The 20,110-nt window shown below is 62.7% G+C and carries 27 protein-coding genes and 2 pseudogenes; 18 read left to right on the top strand and 11 right to left on the bottom strand.

Features of this window, described 5'->3' with window-relative positions; genetic code table 11:
* Positions 1-2 precede the first annotated feature (2 nt).
* Positions 3-755 carry an ABC transporter ATP-binding protein gene (locus IAU68_RS04355; RefSeq protein ID WP_171193562.1) on the top strand — a complete coding sequence of 251 codons (753 nt, stop codon included), beginning with the start codon at positions 3-5 and terminating at the stop codon, positions 753-755.
* Positions 756-758: 3 nt separating this feature from the next.
* Here the strand turns inward: IAU68_RS04355 and IAU68_RS04350 are convergent, their stop codons facing one another.
* Positions 759-1,532, bottom strand: a complete 774-nt coding sequence (locus IAU68_RS04350; RefSeq protein ID WP_171193563.1) for a MerR family transcriptional regulator — start codon at positions 1,530-1,532, stop codon at positions 759-761.
* Between IAU68_RS04350 and IAU68_RS04345 the strand changes: the two genes are divergently transcribed.
* From IAU68_RS04345 to IAU68_RS04325, 5 genes are all read left to right on the top strand, one after another.
* Complete coding sequence (locus IAU68_RS04345; RefSeq protein ID WP_231699092.1) at positions 1,531-2,079, top strand: DUF1707 SHOCT-like domain-containing protein; 549 nt, start codon at positions 1,531-1,533, stop codon at positions 2,077-2,079. The two genes, IAU68_RS04350 and IAU68_RS04345, sit on opposite strands and share 2 nt — an antisense overlap.
* A gap of 37 nt (positions 2,080-2,116) precedes the next feature.
* The gene (locus IAU68_RS04340) at positions 2,117-3,199 is read left to right on the top strand and encodes a hypothetical protein (protein WP_171193564.1); all 1,083 of its coding nucleotides are present in this window, start codon (positions 2,117-2,119) and stop codon (positions 3,197-3,199) included.
* Positions 3,200-3,293: 94 nt separating this feature from the next.
* Positions 3,294-4,811: an HNH endonuclease signature motif containing protein gene (locus IAU68_RS04335; protein ID WP_171193565.1), complete on the top strand. Its 1,518-nt coding sequence runs from the start codon at positions 3,294-3,296 to the stop codon at positions 4,809-4,811.
* Positions 4,812-4,821: 10 nt separating this feature from the next.
* Positions 4,822-5,364: a DUF488 domain-containing protein gene (locus tag IAU68_RS04330; RefSeq protein ID WP_171193566.1), complete on the top strand. Its 543-nt coding sequence runs from the start codon at positions 4,822-4,824 to the stop codon at positions 5,362-5,364.
* Positions 5,365-5,458: 94 nt separating this feature from the next.
* Positions 5,459-7,414 carry a 5'-nucleotidase C-terminal domain-containing protein gene (locus IAU68_RS04325; RefSeq protein ID WP_231699091.1) on the top strand — a complete coding sequence of 652 codons (1,956 nt, stop codon included), beginning with the start codon at positions 5,459-5,461 and terminating at the stop codon, positions 7,412-7,414.
* Here IAU68_RS04325 and IAU68_RS04320 read toward each other — a convergent pair.
* Positions 7,377-8,228 (bottom strand): trypsin-like serine protease, encoded by an 852-nt coding sequence (locus IAU68_RS04320; protein ID WP_171193568.1) that lies wholly within the window; start codon positions 8,226-8,228, stop codon positions 7,377-7,379. The genes IAU68_RS04325 and IAU68_RS04320 overlap by 38 nt on opposite strands.
* Positions 8,209-9,063 carry a DUF418 domain-containing protein gene (locus tag IAU68_RS04315; RefSeq protein ID WP_171193569.1) on the bottom strand — a complete coding sequence of 285 codons (855 nt, stop codon included), beginning with the start codon at positions 9,061-9,063 and terminating at the stop codon, positions 8,209-8,211. Before IAU68_RS04315 ends, IAU68_RS04320 begins: the two co-directional genes overlap by 20 nt.
* A gap of 77 nt (positions 9,064-9,140) precedes the next feature.
* On the opposite strand from IAU68_RS04315, the gene IAU68_RS04310 reads away from it, so the two are divergent.
* Positions 9,141-9,815 carry a response regulator transcription factor gene (locus tag IAU68_RS04310; protein WP_171193570.1) on the top strand — a complete coding sequence of 225 codons (675 nt, stop codon included), beginning with the start codon at positions 9,141-9,143 and terminating at the stop codon, positions 9,813-9,815.
* A complete protein-coding gene (locus tag IAU68_RS04305; RefSeq protein WP_171193571.1) occupies positions 9,812-10,840 on the top strand; it encodes a sensor histidine kinase in 1,029 nt (342 codons plus the stop codon). The genes IAU68_RS04310 and IAU68_RS04305 overlap by 4 nt, the downstream gene beginning before the upstream one ends.
* Here IAU68_RS04305 and IAU68_RS04300 read toward each other — a convergent pair.
* The 4 genes from IAU68_RS04300 to IAU68_RS04285 are packed head-to-tail and all read right to left on the bottom strand — an operon-like array spanning position 10,823 to position 13,526.
* Positions 10,823-11,926, bottom strand: a complete 1,104-nt coding sequence (locus IAU68_RS04300; protein WP_171193572.1) for a Dyp-type peroxidase — start codon at positions 11,924-11,926, stop codon at positions 10,823-10,825. The two genes, IAU68_RS04305 and IAU68_RS04300, sit on opposite strands and share 18 nt — an antisense overlap.
* 15 nt (positions 11,927-11,941) lie before the next feature.
* Positions 11,942-12,385, bottom strand: coding sequence for a GNAT family N-acetyltransferase (locus tag IAU68_RS04295; RefSeq protein WP_171193573.1), 444 nt, complete (start codon positions 12,383-12,385; stop codon positions 11,942-11,944).
* 5 nt (positions 12,386-12,390) lie between these two features.
* Positions 12,391-12,687 carry a chromate transporter gene (locus IAU68_RS04290; protein WP_456264007.1) on the bottom strand — a complete coding sequence of 99 codons (297 nt, stop codon included), beginning with the start codon at positions 12,685-12,687 and terminating at the stop codon, positions 12,391-12,393.
* 23 nt (positions 12,688-12,710) lie between these two features.
* Positions 12,711-13,526 carry a CPBP family intramembrane glutamic endopeptidase gene (locus IAU68_RS04285; RefSeq protein WP_171193574.1) on the bottom strand — a complete coding sequence of 272 codons (816 nt, stop codon included), beginning with the start codon at positions 13,524-13,526 and terminating at the stop codon, positions 12,711-12,713.
* Positions 13,527-13,684: 158 nt separating this feature from the next.
* On the opposite strand from IAU68_RS04285, the gene IAU68_RS04280 reads away from it, so the two are divergent.
* Entirely contained in the window at positions 13,685-14,743 is a 1,059-nt protein-coding gene (locus IAU68_RS04280; RefSeq protein WP_171193575.1) for an FUSC family protein, read from the top strand.
* A gap of 28 nt (positions 14,744-14,771) precedes the next feature.
* Here IAU68_RS04280 and IAU68_RS11470 read toward each other — a convergent pair whose 3' ends face one another.
* Positions 14,772-14,942: a VOC family protein gene (locus IAU68_RS11470; protein ID WP_231699090.1), complete on the bottom strand. Its 171-nt coding sequence runs from the start codon at positions 14,940-14,942 to the stop codon at positions 14,772-14,774.
* 292 nt (positions 14,943-15,234) lie between these two features.
* Here IAU68_RS11470 and relB point away from each other — a divergent pair, with 292 nt between their 5' ends.
* The 8 genes and pseudogenes from relB (at position 15,235) to arfB (IAU68_RS11465) (ending at position 18,587) form a co-directional block, all read left to right on the top strand.
* On the top strand, positions 15,235-15,450 hold the full coding sequence (gene relB, locus IAU68_RS04270) for a type II toxin-antitoxin system RelB family antitoxin (protein ID WP_171193576.1): 216 nt from the start codon (positions 15,235-15,237) through the stop codon (positions 15,448-15,450).
* Between the two features lie 9 nt (positions 15,451-15,459).
* Positions 15,460-15,747, top strand: a complete 288-nt coding sequence (locus IAU68_RS04265) for a type II toxin-antitoxin system RelE family toxin (protein ID WP_171193577.1) — start codon at positions 15,460-15,462, stop codon at positions 15,745-15,747.
* A 21-nt stretch (positions 15,748-15,768) separates the two neighbouring features.
* Positions 15,769-16,212 carry an alternative ribosome rescue aminoacyl-tRNA hydrolase ArfB gene (gene arfB / locus IAU68_RS04260; protein WP_171193578.1) on the top strand — a complete coding sequence of 148 codons (444 nt, stop codon included), beginning with the start codon at positions 15,769-15,771 and terminating at the stop codon, positions 16,210-16,212.
* A gap of 100 nt (positions 16,213-16,312) precedes the next feature.
* Entirely contained in the window at positions 16,313-16,558 is a 246-nt protein-coding gene (locus IAU68_RS04255; protein WP_171193579.1) for a ribbon-helix-helix protein, CopG family, read from the top strand.
* Positions 16,548-16,802 (top strand): toxin, encoded by a 255-nt coding sequence (locus IAU68_RS04250; protein WP_202880185.1) that lies wholly within the window; start codon positions 16,548-16,550, stop codon positions 16,800-16,802. The genes IAU68_RS04255 and IAU68_RS04250 overlap by 11 nt, the downstream gene beginning before the upstream one ends.
* 188 nt (positions 16,803-16,990) lie before the next feature.
* The gene (locus IAU68_RS04245) at positions 16,991-17,419 is read left to right on the top strand and encodes a hypothetical protein (RefSeq protein ID WP_171193580.1); all 429 of its coding nucleotides are present in this window, start codon (positions 16,991-16,993) and stop codon (positions 17,417-17,419) included.
* A gap of 411 nt (positions 17,420-17,830) precedes the next feature.
* Positions 17,831-18,112 (top strand): putative glycolipid-binding domain-containing protein, encoded by a 282-nt coding sequence (locus IAU68_RS04240; protein WP_231699089.1) that lies wholly within the window; start codon positions 17,831-17,833, stop codon positions 18,110-18,112.
* A 31-nt stretch (positions 18,113-18,143) separates the two neighbouring features.
* Positions 18,144-18,587, top strand: a pseudogene (arfB, locus tag IAU68_RS11465) (alternative ribosome rescue aminoacyl-tRNA hydrolase ArfB).
* Between the two features lie 53 nt (positions 18,588-18,640).
* Here arfB (IAU68_RS11465) and IAU68_RS04230 read toward each other — a convergent pair.
* Entirely contained in the window at positions 18,641-18,901 is a 261-nt protein-coding gene (locus IAU68_RS04230) for a HigA family addiction module antitoxin (RefSeq protein WP_231699125.1), read from the bottom strand.
* Between the two features lie 34 nt (positions 18,902-18,935).
* Positions 18,936-19,217 carry a type II toxin-antitoxin system RelE/ParE family toxin gene (locus IAU68_RS04225; RefSeq protein WP_171193583.1) on the bottom strand — a complete coding sequence of 94 codons (282 nt, stop codon included), beginning with the start codon at positions 19,215-19,217 and terminating at the stop codon, positions 18,936-18,938.
* A 121-nt stretch (positions 19,218-19,338) separates the two neighbouring features.
* Here IAU68_RS04225 and IAU68_RS04220 point away from each other — a divergent pair.
* Positions 19,339-19,584: pseudogene (locus IAU68_RS04220) on the top strand (LLM class flavin-dependent oxidoreductase); the annotation flags it as partial.
* Positions 19,585-19,630: 46 nt separating this feature from the next.
* Here the strand turns inward: IAU68_RS04220 and IAU68_RS04215 are convergent.
* Positions 19,631-20,020, bottom strand: a complete 390-nt coding sequence (locus IAU68_RS04215; RefSeq protein WP_070491030.1) for a heavy metal-responsive transcriptional regulator — start codon at positions 20,018-20,020, stop codon at positions 19,631-19,633.
* Positions 20,021-20,110 lie beyond the last annotated feature (90 nt).

Genomic DNA, 20,110 nt, shown 5'->3' with positions numbered 1-20,110 from the left:
ATATGGCGCTTCAGGTAGACGATCTGACAGTCAAGTACGGCCGCAACACCATCATCGACCAGATGAGTTTCGGCCCTTTGGAAGAAGGCAAGGTTGTCGGGCTGCTCGGCCCGAACGCCGCCGGTAAATCCACGCTGGTGAAAACCCTGGCGGGCATCAAAAAACCCGCCTCCGGCACCTGCACCATCACCATGGACGGTACCGCGATCACCGACGCGCAACGCCCCGAAGTCGTCGGCTACGTCCCGCAGGACCTGCTCACCGGCGCGTCGCTGACCGCGTTCGAATCCATCGTTATCGCGGCACGCCGCACCGGCGGCACCAACCGCAACCCCGTCGAGGCCACTGCCCGCGTGATGAGCCGCCTCGGCATCACCGCACTTGCCGACCGCATGATCTCCGACATGTCCGGCGGCCAACGCCAACTCGTCGGCATCGCGCAAATGCTCGTGCGGGAACCGAGCGTATTGCTTCTCGACGAACCCACCTCCGCCCTCGACTTACGCCACCAAGTCGAAGTACTCCGACTGGTCCGCGAAGAGATCGAAGACAGCGACAAGCTGGGCATCATCGCCATCCACGACCTCAACCTCGCCGCCCGCTACTGCGACGAAGTGCTCGTGATGAAGCACGGCAAGAAGGTCGTCCACGACACCCCGCACAACGTGTTCACCACGGAGATGCTCGAGCGCGTCTACGGCATCCGCGCAAAGGTCATCGAGGACGACGGCGTGCCGGTCATCTGTCCGGTGTAGGTTCTAGTCCCACTGTGGGTTGTCGACATCCACGCCTGCGTTTTCAGCGTGTGCGGTGACCAGATCCAGTAGGTAATCTTGGGCGCCGTCGTATGCCGCGTGGAACCGGTCATCGCCGACGTACATGCGGGCCAGGATCAGCTGGCGGGCCGGGGTGACGTCGTACCACTGTGCGATGCTCGCACGGTGACGCTCCACCAGCGCCTCTGCTTCCTCCGAGCCCGGTTGAACCCCAGCGTCGCGGGCCTGGAGCAGGTCAGCGGCAAGCGCGTCCTGCTCGTCCTGGAGACGCTGAAAGTCACCCTCCCCCATCTTTGCCAGGTTCTCCTGTGACTGCGCCCACTCCGGCGTGTCACCCCAGCGCTGCTCCGCCTCCGCTTGGTAGGCCGGCATGTTTTCGCCGAGATACTTCTTCATTGCGTCCATGTCTATGGCTCCTTTGGTCGTACTGTTAATCAACTTGTTGACAGTGGCGAGTTGTTTGTCGAGGGCGTCTCGTCGTGAAGCAAGTGCACGCTTGTGGTGCTGCAGAGCGTCGGCGAGGGTGCGCGGGGAGGCGTCGAGAAGCATCGCGATCTCCGCAAGCGGCACTCCCACCCCGCGGTAGAGTGCGACTGCCGCGCCACGCTCGAGGTCCGCGTCGGTGTAGATGCGGTGATCTGCCCAAGAGCGCTCCGGTTCGATGAGGCCGAGGGTCTCCCAGTGGCGCAGCGCTTTCGTCGTTACGCCAACCGCTTCTGCTGCTTGCCCGATTGTGTACTCGTTACCATCTGCCATGATTGCAATTGAACAGGTTGCCGCAGGGGCAAGCACAAATTTGGAGGCGAACATGGACGACGTGCGTGTAGGCGATTCGGAGCGCTCAGCAGCCCTGGACAGGTTGGGCACGTTGTTCGCCGACGGCTACCTCGACGTGAACGAGTTCGAAGAACGCACAGGGCAGGCGGCAGTTGCGCGCACACGCGGCGAGATAGCCATGCTTTTCGACGACCTCCCGGCCGAACCCGCAACACCAGCACAACCGTCCGCTTCGGAGATGGAGCTGGAGAGCAAACTCTCCGCGAAGAAGAAGATGGATGCGGCCATGATGGCAACGGGGGTCCTCGGTTTCATCACGTTTTTCGTGCTCCAGATGGGGTTCGACCTCGATTACGCCTGGGTGGTGTGGCCCGTGATGAGCGCACTGATGATCGCCTGGTACGCGATATTCGACATCTCCGACGAGGAGGACGAGGTCCTCGAGGAGCTTCTGGAAAAGGACAAGAAGGAGCGTGCTGAACGGCTCAAGCTGGCCTACGAGCGCCGCAAGCAGCTTGACAAGTAGCCGGGTATTTCCTGTGTACTGCAGTTAAAGTTGACGCATGATGTTGCGTCGCGCCTTTGCGCTTGTTGCTGCCGGTTCCGTTGTGTTCGTCTCCGCCTGTGCGGGTGGGGATTCGCGGGAGACCGTGGTTGTCACCTCTGTGGAGTGGGTGGATCCGGACCCCGATGCGGGACAGGACCTGCCGGAGCCTGATGTGGAGGGCTCGGGCGGCGAAGGGTCGTCGTCAAGCGATTGGCAAAGCGAGTACGCCTGGGTGCTCAACCACCCCGGCGACTACCCCGTGAATTCGGCGGCGCAGTACACACCCGATGGCACATACGAGTACGCGCTGGTGGAAGCCAACGGCGGCGGCTCGCCAGAGCTTTTGCTTGCGGTCGGTGGAACCGACGTGGCTCCGGTAAACGTGTTCACGATTGGCGACGACGGTAAGGCCCACGCCTCCGAAGACGTGTTGTTGATGGGCGCGCCGGGTAACGGCGCGGGACGGCTGGCGGTGTGGGCGTCCGCGGATGGGGCGGGTGTGTACCAGATCGCGGGTTCGGCAGGATCGCGGGAGTCGTCATCGGAGCTGTTCAGGCTGGACGGAGCCTCGCTGCGCGGAGGAGCACAGGAGACGTTCCCGAGTGACAGTAACTTGGCGGACCACCTGCTCATCGACTGGCACCCGGTCAGCGATCCGCACCCTCTGCGCGCGGGCACCCCGACTGTGTTCGCGCCGTCGGGTGGTGCGTCTGCGCCGGAGAGTTCCAGCCAAATCGAGTTCGTGGGCAATGTTGTGCGCAAAACTGGCGAGGAACTCATGGCCCCGCGCGGGCTTGGCATGCCGAACGGACAGTCCCCAGAAAGTGAGTACTTCCTGCTCTGGCTGGATGAACCGATGACGGTGACGGGGACCGTAGGCGGCAGCACGGACACAAAAGAAATCGAGTTTGTCACCCTTGGCAGCCGGGAGTACTGGCCGCATGGCCCCAAGGAGTACAACACGCAGTGGGAGGATTTCGTGGGCAAGCGGATGAAGTTTACGAAGGACCAGGACGACATCGCTTTCCCGTCTGATACTTCCATGCCGCTCGGCTCGACCTGGATGGGCGACGAGGCTACGTATGAGGTGCTCAACTAGTCAATTTCGAACCTTTGTTCGAATGCGGTCTTTCAGTGTCGGGCGCGCTGTTACATTGAGTTCATCACTTCAGCGACCGACGGAGGGAGGGACCATGACCAGTGAAATCACCCAATGCGTCAACGAGATTTCCGTGGCGCTGCGCAAGTTGAGCTCGCTTTTCGACGACCCCTCCACCCTCTCGTTCGACGACATCCGGCGCGACATGGAACGCCTTGAAGAACAGTTCAAGAAGAAGGCGACCATCGACGCGTCGTTCGCGTTCATTGCAGATCGTGACGACGCCGGCCGCATCGTCGGCGCCAACTACCCCAACGCCTACCTCCAGCAGTACCTCGACCTATCCAAGGGTGAGGCCTACAACCGGCTCGAGCGCGGGCGCTTGTTATTCGGCCCGCCACCGGAGCCGGCCGCTCCCCTGCCGGAGGACGAGGAAGACGACGATCTCTTTGGCGCAGCTTCCTCGGATGCTGCTACTTCCGATACTTCCGAGAACGAGGAACAGCAGACTGACGCCCGCAAGAAGTCCTCACAGGTCAGCGCAGAGAAGCAGGACATCATCCGCCGCGAGTTGGACAAGCTACTCAAGGCCGCGTCCGGCGAACGTTTCCGCATCTACGCCGAAGCCATGGCCGAGGCACTTCTTCGCAGCCCGGAGGACCTGCGCCTCTTTGTTCGCCGGGCCGTCGATGCTGCGAACCGGGAACATGCCCCGCACTCGAACCCCAATGCGGGGTTTGAGAACCGGAACCTGTCATTTGGTCGTCGAAAAGCGGATGGCACCGTGGATATCCACATCACCGCCACGGCCGGGGCCGCGGCACTGATCAAGGCGCACGCTGACAAGGGGCTAGCGCCGAACTCGAACCTGCCGGCGGAGTTCCAGGACGAGAAAGACTCCCGATCCCCTGGTCAACGACGCTTTGACCAGTTCTTCGCCATCTTCCAGCAGTACGAAGAGAAGTGCCAGAAACACAATGGTGGCGCGGCGTCGGTTGTCATCTCGTTGACTCTCGACGACCTCGCCGACGGCGACGCTTCCATGCTCTTCGACACCAACGTCGGCATCGAAGTGGACTGCTTCGACCTCGTCCGCCTCGGCATGGACGGCACCACCGACTTCCTCCTGCAGGTCGACGGCGTCACTTCGGTGCCGCTCTGGATGGGCCGAACCACCCGCCTGGCATCGGTCGAGCAGCGCATCGCGATGTTCGCGATCCAGGGCGTGTGCTCTTGGCTCGGCTGCACCACCTCCATGTCGGAGTGCGAAGCCCACCACATCCTCGCGTGGATCAAGGGTGGTAACACGGACATCGAAAACCTCACCGGCCTCTGTCGCGAGCACCACAGATGCAACAATGACCACAGAGATGGCTCTTTTAACAAGGGTTACATGGATTTCGACCCGAATACGGGCAGAGCCGGGTACCGAAAACGCCCCTTCGACCCGTTGAAATTCAACCAGTCAGTGCCTGCCAGACACTCGGCGGTTAGCAGAATCTACGCCGCCCGCGGCCGATGCGACTGCGCACGGACCGGCACACCCGACCCTGCCCTCTACCCGCCCGGGCACCCGCCACCCGCTGACCCACCCATGCCGAAGGGCGCCTAACGTTTCAGGCATGCGTATCTACACCGTGGGACATTCCAACCTCGAGTTCGACGAGTTTGTCGCCCTGCTCGAGGCCGCAGGCGTGCGTGCCATCGTCGACGTGCGCAAACTCCCCGGCTCCAAGAAGTACCCGTGGTTCAACGACGACCACCTCACCGAGCACCTTCCCAAACACGGGATTTCATACTCCCGCAACGAAGGCCTCACCGGTCGTCGCAACGTTTCGAAGACCGTCCCCTTCGAAGTCAACGCCAACTGGCACAACCGCAGCTTCCATAACTACGCCGACCACGCGCTTGGCGACGAGTTTGCAGACGCCCTCGAAACCCTTCGCTCCAACGCCGAAGATGCGCCCACCGCCATCATGTGTTCGGAAGCCGTCTGGTGGCGCTGCCATCGCCGCATCATCGCCGACCACCTCCTCGCGCACGGCGACGACGTCCAGCACATCATGGGCATGACCCAGCACGGCCCAACGATCAACGCGGCGAAGCTCAACGAGGGCGCCGTGGTTGGCAATGACGGGAAGGTGCGGTACCCGGCGGGCGAGTAAACCGGCGCAAGAAGTTCACCGCAGCGCAACCCGGCCGCAATCTAGGTTTTCTAAGGTTGCTCTCACACAGCTCTCCGTCCAGAAAGGCCTTCCCGTGTCCCGATTTCGTATCCGTATCATCTCTGCCACTACAGCCACCGCCCTCGCCGCCGCGCTCGCCCCGGCATCGCTAGCTGCAGAAACTTCCGAGTTCACAATCTCGAACATCACTGACTTCCACGGCTACTGGGAGGAAACGAAACGCGAGCCGGGTGCAGCGCGCCTGAAGTGCGCGATCGACAAGGCCGCGGAGGGCCGCACCCACATTCTGACGTCCTCGGGTGACAACATCGGCGCGTCCCCGTTCGCGTCGATGCTTCTCGACGACGCCCCTACCCTCGAGATCCTGAACCTCATGAACTTGCAGGTGTCCGCCCTGGGCAATCACGAGCTCGACCAAGGTGCTCTGGATTACGAAAACCGCGTCACCGATATTGCTGACTTCGACTACCTCGCCGCAAACGCGGAGACACTAAGGAACACCAAGGACTATGTAATCAAAGAGCTCGACGGCGCGAAGGTGGCGTTCGTCGGCACGATTACCGACGACATGCCGAATCTGGTCAACCCCAAATCGATCGCCGGCATCACCTGGCACAACCCGGTGGATACCACCAACAAGCTTGCAGAGCGCCTGAAGGGTTCCGGCGAGGCCGACGTAGTGGTCGCACTGGTTCACGAAGGCGGTATCAAGGCGGGGCAATTCTCGGACGCGGTCGATGTTGCGTTTCTCGGCCACTCCCACCAGGAAATCAAACCGGCTGGTGAAAAACCGCTGCTCGTCCAAGCTGGTTCCTACGGCAAAGACCTCGCTAATGTGCAGTTGAGCTTCGACAAGGCGTCGAAGCAGGTCACGGTGAAAAACACCGAGTACCTGGATGCGGATGCGATCCGTGCCTGCGACACCCCACAACCGGAAATCGATGCCGTCATCAAGGATGCGCTAGAGAAGGCAGGCACCGCCGGCGACGAGGTCATCGGGCATGCCGATGTCCACTTCTACAGGTCAGGCGACAAGGAATCGCAGTTGAATAACTTCATTGCGGAAGCGACGCGCCAAGGCGTCTCGGCGAATTCCGCGGTGACCCCGGACCTTGCGGTGATGAATGCGGGCGGCGTGCGCGCCGAGATCGAGCCCGGCGAGGTGACGTACGCAGAAGCGTTTTCCGTCCAGCCGTTCGGTAACGAGAACACGTACGTCGAGCTGAAGGGCTCCGATGTTGTCGATGCGCTCGAGCAGCAGTGGCGCGACGATCCGGATCGCCCAATGTTCCCGCTGGGCGTCTCCGACAACGTTTCTTACGCCTACGACCCCACCGCCCCGGTCGGTTCGAAAATCACATCAGTGCTTATCGACGGCACCCCCATCGACCCGGATAAAACCTACACCGTCGCCGGATCCACGTTCTTGCTGGGTGGCGGGGATAGCTTCGAGGCGTTCACCCGCGGCACCGAGCCGGCGAACCTGGGGTACCTGGATTTGAACGCTCTTGTCGAGGCCTTGGGGAGAAAGGGCGCGGCGCCGCGCGGTGGACAGTCCAATGTAGGCGTCCACCTGGCCGCTCCATTGAAGGCCGGTGAAACCGCGACAGTAGACCTGAGCTCGCTGCTCTACGACCAGGGCGAAACTGCGACCAAGGTCACGCTGTCGCTTGGCGACGCCACCGCCTCCGCCACGATCTCCCCCGATACCAACACCGCCGGCGGCACCGCGAACGAGTACGGAACCGCGACCGTGAAGCTTGACGTCCCGGCGGGTGCGGCGGGTACCCAGGAAATGCGCATCACTACCGATGCGGGCACCGATGTCACAGTCCCGGTCGAGGTTGCTCCCGCTGACAGCGCGACCCCCGCCGAGCCGGAAGCTCCGGCAACGCCTACCGGCTCGTCGACCTCGGCGGCGTGGCTCATCCCGGTCGTGTTCGCGGGCCTCTTCGGCTTGGCGAATCTACTCGCCCTTGTGATGCCTCAGGCTACCGACCGCGTGTTCGGGCCGATCGCGAAGCTGTAGCAGCCCAGAACCCGCCGGCGACTAGGGCGAGCACTCCGAGCCCAAGCGCAACGTTGCGCCACGACGGCCCCGCCTCCTCTTCCGCTTCCATTTCTGCCGGATCAGCGCCTCCTACAACGTTGCTGATCCAGTCGGCCTGCTCCGCCACAGGGGCGACGGCCACCGCGGCGTTGGATGACATCTCCTCCTCGGTGGGGTTGTCGGGGTCCTCGAACAACCCGGCGGACATCACGCCCGCCACCTTGCCGCCGGAGAAGATGGCGCCGCCGGAATCACCCGGTTGGATGCGCGCGCCGTTGTCGAGTGCAACATCGAGTGCCACAGGGGCATCGAACAGCGCGAGCGGCGACTCACCCCGGACCGTCGCGGTGGCGGACGGCAACTTGGTGGAGCCTCCCGAGCCGTCGGAGGACCACCCGTAGATGTTCACGGAACCGGACGGCACCTCGTCGGCAATGGTGGCGTAGGTGGAAAGGCCCATGTCTTCGGTGGTGTGGAGCAACGCGATGTCGCCACGGGGCGCGACCTCGTGGCGGTCGACCTGGTATACGCGTTGATTATCGCCTTGCCCGACCCGGACCGAGCCGCCTGGCGTAGCGGCGGCCTCGACGCAGTGGCGCGCGGTGATGACCCAGTGCGGGTCGATAGCGGTGCCGGTGCAGACGCCGTCGTCGGGGTCGGAGTCGTCGACACGCACGGAGACGACTGGTTCCGCCTCAGCGGCGTCGCCGGCGAAGGTGGTGCTTTCCATCGCCCACGCGGGCTGGGCCAGGCACGCACCGACCACGATCACGCTAGCTGCGAGTTTCTTCATTCTGTTTCTCCTTTACAACCGCAGTAATGCGGTGAATAACGGTTTCTACTGGGCCGCGCGGAAAGCACGCGAGCCAGGCGTAACTGATTAGGGCGGCGCCGGTCAGGCTCGCCCAGATCCCCAACCATTGCGCGGTGAGGATGTGCAGGCAGTACACGGTCAGCGGCATCCTCCCCAGCGGCGCGAGCCACCGGAGGCGGCACTGAGCCAGGCAGCACAGCGAGCAGATGCTCACCGCGCAGCCTGCGCTGCCGATGACGTCGATGAGTCCGCCGGTGTGGCCGGTGGCGTCGAGAAGCGGAGGCAGCTGCGTGGTCCAGCGCAGCGCCAGGTCGGCTCCAAATAACACCGACCCGAACAGCACCGCCCCGACCGCACACCCGGTAACGAGCGGCATCCACCGCTGAAAGAGCAGGCCAGCGACCATGAGCGCGGCCCACATCAGTGGCGGGTACGGCTGCGCCGACGGGGCGAGCCAGGCTGAGCCGAACGCCAGGGCGGCAAACAGCCACAGCAAACACGGCGTGTTCCACCGTGGCGCCCAGGCGAGCAACGCCATGCAGACCCCGATGGTGCCGAGCACCACCTCGATCGTTCCCGCGAACGGCACGAGCACGATGTGCAGCGCGATAAGGCATACGCCGCGCACAATGAACGCAGCCGGGCGGGCGCGCATGTATCCCATCGACACCCCAGCGATGAACGCGAACAGCGCCGCGGGGAAGCCAAAGACCACCTGTGCGGCGATCCCCTCTTGGACGGTGAGGTGCGCACCCATCATGGCGATAAGCGCCACCGCGCGGGCGGCGTCGATTCCAACGTTTCGGGTCTGCATGGCTGGTGAAGGTACGCAGCCGGATGTTGCGGTGGCGTTAACGCGGGCGCAACAGGGCCGCCGTTACGATCGGCGCCATGACCATCCGCGTACTCGTCGTCGACGACGAAACTTATCTCGCCGACGCCATCGCCACCGCCCTCAACAGCGCGAACATGCAGGCAACCGCGTGCTACGACGGCCTGCAGGCGCGCTCGCTTATCGACGACACTCGTCCCGACGTCATCGTCTTAGACCGCGACCTGCCGGGGCTGCATGGCGACGAGGTGTGCCGGTGGGTCGTCGATACGCACCCTGCTTTGCGCGTGATCATGTTGACCGCCTCGGGGACGCTCGACGACCGGCTGGAAGGCTTCGACCTCGGCGCCGACGATTATCTGCCGAAACCGTTCGAGGTCCCGGAACTGATCGCGAGGGTGAATGCGGTGGCGAAGCGCAACGCCCCGGCGCGCGGCGAGGTGTACCGCTGCGGGGATGTGCGCCTGGACACGTTCCGGCACGAGGTCACGCGCGGCGGGGTCCCAGTCTCACTCAGCCCGAAGGAGTTCGCGGTGCTTCAGGTGCTCATGGAGGCCGCCGGCGGGGTGATCTCGGCCGAGGACCTGCTTGCAAAGGCGTGGGACGAGAACGCGGACCCGTTCACCAACTCCCCGCGGGTGACGGTGTCGCACCTGCGCAAGAAGCTGGGTGAGCCCCGCATCGTGCACACCGTCGCCGGGGCAGGTTACTACGTGGCGGAGAAACTGCGGTGAGGTTGAGTCTGCGCGCCCGCATCACGGTGATGTTCGTGGCCACGGTGCTCGGCGTGGGCGCGGCGCTGATCGGACTGGTCTACGCGTATTTGAAGCTCACCCCAGTCCCGGTGACGGCATCGTTTCCGGGCGCGGAGGTGGTAATCGATGGCGCCGTGCCGATCACCGACGAGATCCTGCGCCGCGTGCTTGCCACGTCGCTGACAGTGCTGGCCATCTTGACCGTGTTTGCCGGGACGATCGGCTGGTTCGTTGCCGGGCTCGTGATCAAACCGCTGCGCACTATTGCCGACGACGCCGCCACCGTCACCCGCGGCGACCTCGGCGCCCGCATCGCGCACCCCGGCTCCGACGACGAGGTGGGCGAGCTGGCGGACGCGCTCAACACCATGCTGGATGAGTTGGCGGGGGCGATAGGGCGCCAGCAACGGTTCGCGTCGAATGCATCGCATGAACTTAAGACCCCGATTGCAACGATTCAAACGATGGCCGACGTCGCCCTTTCGAGCACCAGCGACGACGCGCTTCGCCCCACCTTGCAGCGGGTGCGCGAGGTCAACGCCCGCAGCGCCGAAACCGTCGCCGCGCTGCTGCAGCTGGCCAACGTTGATGTTCACGACCGCCGACTGATCGACATGGCCGAGCTGTGCCGAAACGTGGCCGCAGAGCACCACATCCCGGCCGACGTCGAGCCGGCGACGGCAAACGCCTCCCCCACCCTCGCCCGTCAGGCGGTGGACAACCTCGCGCGCAACGCGCTCGCGCACGGTGAAAACCCAACGCTCACACTCCGGAAACGGCACAAGTTAGTCGAGGTCACCGTTGAATCCGGCGGCGCGCGCTTCACCGACGAGGAAGTGCGGACGTGGACGGAGCCCTTCACCCGCGGCGAGCGCACCGCCGGCAAAGGCCAGGGTCTGGGGCTCGCCCTCGTCGACGCGATAGCAAGCGCCCACGGCGGTTCGGTGGAGCTTGCGCCGCGGGCGGAGGGTGGGCTCGTCGTAAAGCTACTGCTTCCGGCTTAGACGGGCCTGCTCGAAGCGCTGCTTCGCTGCCTCGACATCCTCAGCGTTGTGGGAGGTCGGCACGTCGCCGCGGTCCGGGAAGACGGCCTTGCCCTGCGGGAGGTTGATGGCGGGCTGGTTCGGCTCCTCGCCGCCGTCGTCGACAAGGTGCGGCAGGGCGTAGTCGGCGGCGTGGTCGAGGAACACGCGCGGCGGGGCGAAGAAATTGCAGCCGGTCAGCGCCTCGGAGAAGTCCAGGATGCGGTCGTAGTTGCCTTCGGGTTCGCCGATGAACATGCGGCGCAGCATCACTTCGGTCACGCGCGGGTCGCGGGCGTAGCTCATGAAGAAGGTGCCCTGCTTGCCCAACGCATCGCCGAAGGAGAGATTGTTGCGCACAATCTCGAGGCCGTTGCCGTCTTCGTCCTCGACCTGATTGACGGCGACGTGGCTGTTCGGGGCCTTCTCGTCGAGCTCCATGTCGGAGTGCTTCGTGCGGCCGATGACCTGCTCCTGCTCCTCGACCGAGATGTCGTTCCAGGATTTCAGGTTGTGGACGTACTTCTGCTCGACGATGTAGCTGCCACCCTCCCAGATGCCGTCGCGGATGATGGCCACCTCGACGCCTTCACGGCCGCGGGGACTTTCGGTGCCGTCGACGAAGCCGAGCGGGTCGCGGAAGTCCTGGTACTGGAAGGCGTGGACCTCGTCGTAGTAGTCAATGTCGTCTTCCACGATGGCGTTGATGCGGCGCGCCAGCTCGAAGGCGACGTCGAATTCGTCGGCACGGATGTGGAAGAAGAGATCGCCCGGGGTGGACGGCGCGTGGTGTTTCCCGCCCTGCAGCTCGATGAATTCGTGGAGGTGTTCGGGCTTTTCCAGGTCGAAGAGCCGATCCCACATCTTGGCACCGACGCCGGCCACCGCGGTCAGGTGCGCGTCGGGGTAACGGAATCCGACGGCGTTGGTGAGGCTGGACAGGCTGGTCAGCGCCTCAAGCGCCGCCTTTTCGCCGCCCTCTTTGAAGCCGAGGGTGATAAAGAATGCGTCCCTGGACTGCGGGAGGATGACGGTTTGGGTCACTTCTGCCTGATTTCTGCTAGTCATGGCCAATAGTATTCCTTATCGCTCGGAATCTTGTGGACCCAGCTCCCGGATGTAGAGCAACATGCGCGAGCCGGCCTCGATGTTGGTGAAGCCGTGGCGCTCGTAAAACCGGCGGGCATCGGCATCGACCTCGTCGACGTTGATCTGCATCTCGCCCGCGCCGCGGGCGAGCACCTCTGTCAGCGCAGCCCGGATCAGAGCTGTGCCGATGCCCGCGTTGCGGTACCCCGGCGCGACGTAGAGTTCCTCGAGCATCGCCACCGGCCCGTCGTAGTAGGGGCTGGGCCGCAGCGTGAGATACGCAAACCCGACCTCGCCGGCCAGCAGCACGATGACGTCGTCACGCGCGAGCAACCGCGCGAACCGCTGCTCGAGATTGTCGGGCACTGGGGTGTCGAATTCGGTGTTGAAGTCGCAAAGTAGCTTGGCGACGACCCCCGCATCCCCCACTTTCGCCATCTCGATCACAGCACCACCCCGAGCGCGAAGGCGACCATGGCGATCACGCTCGGCAGCGTGAAACCGAGCCACGCCGCCAACATCCCCGCATACCCGGCGCGTTTGAGCCCGATCGCCATCCCGACCTGGCTCGACGCGGGGCCGGGTATGAACTGGCACAGGGCTATGAGGTCGGCGTATTCGTCATCGCGAAGCCACTTACGCTTATCGACGAACTCATCCCGGAAGTACCCCAAATGCGCCGTCGGCCCGCCGAACGACGTCAACCCGAGACGGGTGAATATGCGTAGCACTTCAAACACAAGCGCGATGCTAGCGGAGGCGGCTACGCTGCGGGCTGCGCAAACGCGTTTCTCCGGAAGAGCGCAATGACAACGGCAGTGGCGGCGGCCATGGCAACGAAACCTGCGGCGGTGGCGGGGGCAGACGTGGGCAATCCAAGATCCTGGACCGTGCCAAACGTGTTCCAGGCCAGGTGCACGGCCACCGCCACCCAAATCCCGTTGAACGCCCACACCAGCAGGGCAAACAGCAGCGCGTCGGCGAAGTAGTGCGCGATACCGACCGGTGAGCCGTACGCCTGCGGGTGCACGAGGACGAACGGGACCGCGGCGAGCAGCGCGCCGATCACCGGGTTCCGGGTCCACGAGGTAAACGCCTGGAGGAGCACGCCGCGAAACGCCACCTCTTCGGCGAGCGCGGCGAGCAGGAGCGCGACGAGCTCAATCGGGAAATCGGCTCCCATGTTGCCAACCACCTGCCCCCACGACGCGCCGTAGCCGTACACGCCCACCAGCGACATCATCGCGAAGATGACAACTACAGCCACCGCGAAGGCCGCGAACGGCACCCACGGTTTCGTGGCGGGCTGCCCGGTAAACACCGACGACACCGGCCGGCGCCCGATCAGCCATACAGCGACAAGTACCGCGAGAATCTCCACGATCACCGACCCGTAACCGAAGTACTTGTCGGCCGCGCCACTGGAGGTGTCTACACCTGCAGCTCCCAACGACAGGTCGAGCACTCCCGTAAACAGGACAGCGAGGACCGCCACAGCGAGGATTTCACCGAGCGGCCTCCACCACGCATAGTTCGGCTGATTACGTGCGACGAAAAAGAAGTTCCCGGTGAGGGACACTGCGGCATGCTCCTTGTCTTTGAGTTTCGGCTGTTAGGACCGCACCATAGTATGCCTGTTGGTTGATATGTGCAGGCCATCAGCCACGCTACGTTGCTGCCGATGCCGCGCTAGACTCTCCGCCGGATATTTCACGAGCGCATTCGGGAGGTTCACGGTTGCACCATTTCAGCCCGCTGTTTGAGATGGGCCCGGCCCGGCGTGACCACATCCCGGCGTTCCGAGTCGCCCTCGGCGTCGCGATCCCGATGTTTACCCTGCTGGCCCTGGGGCGGCTCGACCTCGCGATCTACGCCAACTTCGGCGCGTTCACCGGGGTCTACGGCCGCCACATGACCCGCCAAGTGCGGCTGAAGCACCACGTGCTTGCCGGGTGCGCGCTGACGCTCTCGGTCACGCTCGGCGCAACGATTGCCTGGCTCGATTTGAGCCCGTGGTTGCTCATGGTCGCGACCTGTCTCGTGTCCTCGACGTGGGCGACTGTGGCCCTGGCCAACGACATGAAGCCCACCGGTTCCGTATTTGTGGTTTTTTCTGTCGCGGCGGTCGGCTCCCTGAACAACCCCGTCCATCCGGCAATTGCCTTCGCTATCGCCGGCAGCGCCGCCCTGCTTTGCCTGGTGCTGGGCCTATTTTCCCACCTCATCGGCGAGGGTCCGGGCGGCGACGCGCAAACTCCTGAGCACCCCACCCGTGCACCGGACGCCGGACGCGTTGCTTGGCGACGACTCCGCGTCGAAGCCCGCCGCTTCTTCTTCGCCCCACTACTCGCCGGCATTCTCGGCCTAATCTCGGTGACACTGGTGGACCCGCTCTCCCACTCGTACTGGGCGATGGTCGCCGCCGTCGCCCCCTTAGTGAACTCGCGTTTCAAGGTGCAGTACTACCGCGCCATCGAGCGTGTGCTGGGCACCCTGACCGGCATCGCTGTGGCGGGCTTTTTACTGTCGCACCCGATGGAGGGCTGGCAGATCGTCGTGTGGATTGTGATCCTGCAGTACCTGACCGAGATGTACGTGACCCGCAATTACACCATCGCCGCCAGCTTCATCACCCCGACCGCACTCCTGATGGTGCAAACCGTCGACGCCGCCCCAGTCGGTCCAATGCTGCTGGCCCGCACTGCGGAGACCGTCATCGGCGCGATCGCGGCGCTCGTCGTCATCGCCGTGGGCTACGTGCGCAAGTACCCGACAGTGGTGTTGCCGGGCCGGTGACGCAGTTGCTTGACGACGAGCTCCGCCCCTACCTTCCGTCGCCAGTGGTGATGTTCCAGACCAGACCGAACTTGTCCTCCACGACACCGAAGTGCGCGCCCCACGGCGCCTTGACGAACGGCAGCTGCTCGCCCTCTTCTGCCGACTCCACCTCGGCGGTGAAGCCAAACACGCCACGATCGAGGGAGGTCGTCGCCACCGCCAAACGTGAACGGGCCGGTCAGGGTGCCGTGCGCGACCACGTCGCGAGGCGGGTCGAACGGGAATTGCGCGCCGCGGCCAAGCTGCTCACCGCAGGTGATGATGTCCAGCTCGCCGCCGAACACATCGTGGTAGAACTCAAGCGCCTCGCGGGCGTTGCCGGGGAAAGAAACGTACAGCGATGTTTTCATGCGTGCCAGTGGAGGCGGAGGCGTCGGGCGCTCGATTGACCGTTGCACACCAGTCACCCGCTGAATACACTGTATTCAGTTTGATGAAAGGGGGTACCCATGGCAACGATGACAATCCGGATGGATGACAATGACGCCGAGCTAGTGCGCAAGTACGCGCGCTTCGAGGGCGTAACTCTTTCCGACTTCGCCCGCAATGCGATCATGGAGAAGATTGAGGACGCGCACGATTTACAGGAGCTTCGCGACGCAATCGCTCACGACACCGGCAAGCGCTACAGTCTCGACGAAATCTTGGCCGACCTCGACCAGTAGCAACTTCCAATGAACGCAGCGGCAGGAGAGTACAAGGTCGAATTCACGGCCCGCGCCCGCAAGCAGTTGAAGAAGATGGACCGATTCGACGCGCGGATCATCGCCTCCTGGATCAAAGACAACTTGGAAGGTTGCACCAACCCACGAGCATTTGGGAAAGGGCTCACCGCGAATCGGCCCGGCGAGTGGCGTTACCGCGTCGGTGCGTACCGAATCCTCGCTCTCATCAACGACGGCACAATCACAATCGAGGTGCTTTCCATCGGCCATCGCCGCGAGATATATCGCGATTTTTAGCTCGGACGTAGGGTGGGCGACATGAACGACCTGACCATCGCGCCCGGCCCGGGGATCCCCGGCGGCGTGGTTATCGCGGCCGCCGACCTGAGGGAGCGGTTCGCAAGATCATCGGGGCCCGGTGGCCAGGGCGTCAACACCACCGATAGCAAGGTGCAGCTTTCCATCGATATCGCCGCGTGCGCATCGCTTTCCGACGCCCAACGCCGCCGCATCTTACGCAACCTCGAGCATCGCCTAGACGGCACCGTCCTCACCGTGGCTGCGTCGACCCAACGGTCGCAGATCCACAACCGCGCCGAAGCCCGCGAGCGCATGGCCGCCCTGCTGCGCGAGGCGCTTGCCCCGCCGCCTCCGCCGCGTCGCAAGACGAAGCCGACTCGGAGTTCGATGCGGCGCCGTCTCGAAGCGAAGAAGCGGCGCTCGGAGCTGAAGTCGACGCGCAAACGCCCCCAGATTCCCTAGCTCAGCCCCTACACGTTAAATTTGAACTCGACCGGTTTTAAGTATTCGGCCACCTTTTAGGCCACAGTAGCGACTGCAATTCCGTATTACGATATCTTGCATGAAGACGATAAACGGCAAGCCGATTAGCGAAGAGCAGATTGACGCATGGGTAGCCGAAGCCGAAGAAGGCTACGACGTGGAGAAGCTACGGAAACGCGGGCGAAAACCACGGGATGAGGAAGCCGCGCAAGTTGTTTCCATCCGCCTCTCCCCTAGCGAAGCCTTTCATCTCGACCAGTATGCCGCCTCACACGGGTTGTCGCGATCGCAGGCAATCCGCAAGGCTCTAAAAAATGCCATTTGAGATCGAGGTCCGCCGTAGCGCTGAAAAGCACGGTATCGAACCGGAATCCTCGCTCACTGCAGCCACTTCCGGATGTGTATACAAAGCGCCACTCGACGAGGATAACCCGCAGCGTGAACTTCGGCTCGGATTTGATTCCTCTATGCGGTTGCTGGAGATTGTCGTTCTCCTCTGGGATGACGGTACTGAAGCCATCATCCACTCAATGAAGGCGCGTAAGCAGTATCGTAGTTTGCTTGATTAGCCACGGAGATGAACCCCCATGCATTTCGTTGCTAATATCACCAATAGCTTGCCCACCGACTCCTCGGACCATGCATTCGATTCGGGGCAAACAGATCAATCAACTCTGCTGATGGACTACTCGGAGGTCCCGCCCAAATCGAACCAAGTAAATGGCGGGCGTCGAGTCAAAACCCACGGAAGTAGCGGGTGCCATTTCCAAAGTGGAATTTCCCAATCATCCGATCCGCAGGCATCCCGAAAACCTTCAGCTACTACGTCCCAATCATCGTCCCCAATTTCGAAATGTTCATCATCAAAAATGCCATCTCGGGACGGGATTTTAGCGAAAAGTTCAGGCATATCCTCCAGAAGACCCTGCGCGCCATCGAGAGCCGCTCCGATCAAAATCTCATCGATCAGGGGTCCTGGATGGTCAAACGGAAGCGTTCCGGACTGAATATCCTCAGAAATGACGTAACACCGTTGCCGGACTCCTTCTGCCCAAGCTCGATTCTCCCCCACGTGCATCATGACACGAAGATCGAAGTGGTCGAACGGCGAAACATCGTGGAGCGGCTCACTTGGATCCCGCAACCACTCCGCGATATCTGTGTCGGCCCAAAGATCCAGCTGTAGACTAATTGCGTACGCCTGTCTCGGCGTGAGCATGGACGAATCTTTCCATGAGCCAGCGAAAGCCTCATATGATTTGGAGAGCGTTCGCTCGAATTCCGAAGTAGCTTCGAGGACACCCTCGCATGCGACTCGAGTTTTCGCGCTTACCGAGTCTGGGTCTAACTCCCAGCGTCGCCAAGTCGCGAGAGAAACCCCAGCTTTTCGAGCCGCTTCCTCTTGCGTTAACTCAAGTTCTACACGTCGTTTGGTGCGGTCATCCACAAGGCTAGATTACTGAGCGCTCAGCGAGTAGTCAATCAGGTATACCATGTGGGGTTGAAGTCACTACACGTTGAACTTGAATTCAACCGAGTTTCAGTCGAAAGCTACCTGCCTTTTCGCACCATCCCCGGTATCGTCCAGTCAGCCGACATGAAAGCCGCACTCGATTGCGATCTCGGTCTGTGCCTTCTCACCAACACACTATCTATTCGTCGCTTGACGCTGCTTGAGACTCAGGTTCCGAAAACGCAGCTGATCATGGCTTGGATTGATATACCGTCCCTCCAGGTGATCGCATCAGACCAGTACTACAGCTCCGTCGATGCTGAAACTGTCCGATACGAAAGCGGAACACGGGGAGTCGACGTCGAGTTGAAGGTCGACGGTGACGGAGTGGTCGTACACTACCCTGATCTCGCACGGCGGGTCTGATCCGGAAACAACTCTAACTAAGCTGGGCGGTATGAACGACCTGACCATCGCGCCTGGCCCAGGGATCCCCGGCGGTCTGGTCATCGTCGCCGCCGACCTGACGGAGCGGTTCGCGAAGTCGTCGGGTCCAGGCGGCCAAGGCGTCAATACTACGGACAGCAAAGTGCAGCTTTCCGTCGATATCGCTACGCGCTCATCGCTTTCCGACGCCCCGCGTCGCCGCGTCCTCCACAACCACGAGCACCGCCTAGACGGCACCGTCCTTACCGTTACCGCATCGACCCAGTGATTGCAGGTACGCAACCGCGCCGAGGCACGCGAACGCATGGCCGCCCTCTTGCGCGAGGCGCTCGCTCCGCCTCCTCCCCCGCGACGCAGGACCAAGCCGACGCGGAGCTCGGTGCGACGCCGTCTCGAAGCGAAAAAGCGGCGCTCGGAACTCAAGTCCACGCGACGGCGGCCCCAAATTCCCTAGTTCGAACCATCCGCGTGCATATCCTCACGCTGACGACCTGGTTCGGGTAACCGCTACGCCGAGACAGCGTGAACCGGCTGAATCCGCTCGATCTCGGCGAGGATTTTGCCTTCCGCCACATCCAGGTCGTACTGGGTTTGCAACCCGAGCCAGAACTGGGGGCTCATTCCGAAGAACTTAGCCAAGCGAAGGGCCGTGTCAGCGGTTACAGCGCGCTTACCGTGAACGATTTCGTTGATCCGGCGTGGCGGTACGCCGATGGAGACGGCGAGCTTGTGCTGGGTGATCCCCATTTCCTTGAGAAAGTCCTCCATGAGGATCTCACCGGGGTGAACCGGAGGGAGCTTGTCAGTGGTAGTCAACGATCTCAACCTCCTCTGGCCCCGCGGCGGACCACCGAAAACAGATCCGCCACTGGTCGTTGATTCGAATGCTGAACTGACCCCGCCGATCACCATTCAACGCCTCGAGCCGGTTTCCCGGGGGAATCCGTAACTCATCAAGAGTCTGCGCGTACCCAAGCTGGCGAAGCTTGCGCAGCGCTACTGAGTGAATGCGGGAATCGATCGAGCGAACCCGCTCTCGATTCCACAGACGCTCAGTATCCCTGTCAGCGAACGACTGGATCATGCTTCACCCTATCCCCCATAACGCAAAGCGTCAATAACGCTACACGTTAAATTTGAACTCGACGGTACGTCGTCGCAAAGTTACCCCCTCTCGTTAACACCATCAAAAGGAGTGTTATCCAATGAAAGCGTTCGGCTTCTTAAGCTTCGGGCATTACGCCTTCGGCAGCTAGTGCGGGCCATCTGCGGAAAAGATCGCCAAGACTCGTCTGGAGATCACCCAGGCTGCGGACGAAATCGGCGTGAACAACGCGTGCTTCCGAGTCCACCACTTCGCGCTGCAGGCCTCCGCCCCGATGCCGCTGCTGTGTGCTGTCGCGGCCACCACCAAAAATATCGAGGTGGGCACCGGCGGCATCGACATGCGCTAGCGCATATCGGGGTTGTAGCGTTTGAGTCATTGACTCCCGTCGTCTACAAGTACCTACACACTTGATCGGTGCTGCACGTTTCAGGGTCCGGGTGCGCGGCGTCCTGTCTGAGGTCTGCGATAGTGTCGCGCAGCACGGAGAGCTGCGCGATCTGCTGCTCGATCTCAGCGAGGCGCACGTCAAGCAGGTCGCGCACGTGCTCGCAGGGCGCATGGCCGCCGTCGCGGATGTCGAGGATCTGGTGGATCTGGGCGAGGGTGAGGCCCGCGGCCTGGCCGCGGTGGACGAAGTCGATCCGAGCGACCGTCTCGGGCGCGTAGTCGCGGTATCCGGACGGCGTGCGCTCGGGCGGGGGCAGAAGGCCCTGTTCCTCGTAGAAGCGAAGGGTCTTCGCGGTAGTGCCCGCCCTCTCGGCGAGTTCTCCGATCCGCATTGCTGTCTCCCTCCGTGGCCGCGCTTGACCTTCCCCTGCACTGGAAGGTCCAGTATGGCTGAGACAGAGCAGAAAGCCAAGAGTTGACAG

The organism is Corynebacterium lujinxingii, from assembly GCF_014490555.1.
Classification (GTDB): Bacteria; Actinomycetota; Actinomycetes; order Mycobacteriales; family Mycobacteriaceae; genus Corynebacterium; species Corynebacterium lujinxingii.
Note: the sequence above shows the minus strand (reverse complement) of the source record. Positions and strands in the feature narration are given on the sequence as shown.

Excerpts from the sequence above, each read along its gene's own strand:
- IAU68_RS04330 (WP_171193566.1), top strand. The coding sequence starts at position 4,822 with ATGCGTATCTACACCGTGGGACATTCCAACCTCGAGTTCGACGAGTTT.
- IAU68_RS04335 (WP_171193565.1), top strand. The coding sequence starts at position 3,294 with ATGACCAGTGAAATCACCCAATGCGTCAACGAGATTTCCGTGGCGCTG.
- IAU68_RS04300 (WP_171193572.1), bottom strand. The coding sequence starts at position 11,926 with ATGACTAGCAGAAATCAGGCAGAAGTGACCCAAACCGTCATCCTCCCG.
- IAU68_RS04310 (WP_171193570.1), top strand. The coding sequence starts at position 9,141 with ATGACCATCCGCGTACTCGTCGTCGACGACGAAACTTATCTCGCCGAC.
- IAU68_RS04265 (WP_171193577.1), top strand. The coding sequence starts at position 15,460 with ATGAACGCAGCGGCAGGAGAGTACAAGGTCGAATTCACGGCCCGCGCC.
- IAU68_RS04340 (WP_171193564.1), top strand. The coding sequence starts at position 2,117 with ATGATGTTGCGTCGCGCCTTTGCGCTTGTTGCTGCCGGTTCCGTTGTG.
- IAU68_RS04355 (WP_171193562.1), top strand. The coding sequence starts at position 3 with ATGGCGCTTCAGGTAGACGATCTGACAGTCAAGTACGGCCGCAACACC.
- IAU68_RS04295 (WP_171193573.1), bottom strand. The coding sequence starts at position 12,385 with ATGGCGAAAGTGGGGGATGCGGGGGTCGTCGCCAAGCTACTTTGCGAC.
- IAU68_RS04345 (WP_231699092.1), top strand. The coding sequence starts at position 1,531 with ATGATTGCAATTGAACAGGTTGCCGCAGGGGCAAGCACAAATTTGGAG.
- arfB (WP_171193578.1), top strand. The coding sequence starts at position 15,769 with ATGAACGACCTGACCATCGCGCCCGGCCCGGGGATCCCCGGCGGCGTG.
- IAU68_RS04230 (WP_231699125.1), bottom strand. The coding sequence starts at position 18,901 with ATGGAGGACTTTCTCAAGGAAATGGGGATCACCCAGCACAAGCTCGCC.
- relB (WP_171193576.1), top strand. The coding sequence starts at position 15,235 with ATGGCAACGATGACAATCCGGATGGATGACAATGACGCCGAGCTAGTG.
- IAU68_RS04250 (WP_202880185.1), top strand. The coding sequence starts at position 16,548 with ATGCCATTTGAGATCGAGGTCCGCCGTAGCGCTGAAAAGCACGGTATC.
- IAU68_RS04350 (WP_171193563.1), bottom strand. The coding sequence starts at position 1,532 with ATGGCAGATGGTAACGAGTACACAATCGGGCAAGCAGCAGAAGCGGTT.
- IAU68_RS04240 (WP_231699089.1), top strand. The coding sequence starts at position 17,831 with ATGAAAGCCGCACTCGATTGCGATCTCGGTCTGTGCCTTCTCACCAAC.
- IAU68_RS04215 (WP_070491030.1), bottom strand. The coding sequence starts at position 20,020 with ATGCGGATCGGAGAACTCGCCGAGAGGGCGGGCACTACCGCGAAGACC.
- IAU68_RS04255 (WP_171193579.1), top strand. The coding sequence starts at position 16,313 with ATGAAGACGATAAACGGCAAGCCGATTAGCGAAGAGCAGATTGACGCA.
- IAU68_RS04320 (WP_171193568.1), bottom strand. The coding sequence starts at position 8,228 with ATGAAGAAACTCGCAGCTAGCGTGATCGTGGTCGGTGCGTGCCTGGCC.
- IAU68_RS04225 (WP_171193583.1), bottom strand. The coding sequence starts at position 19,217 with ATGATCCAGTCGTTCGCTGACAGGGATACTGAGCGTCTGTGGAATCGA.
- IAU68_RS04315 (WP_171193569.1), bottom strand. The coding sequence starts at position 9,063 with ATGCAGACCCGAAACGTTGGAATCGACGCCGCCCGCGCGGTGGCGCTT.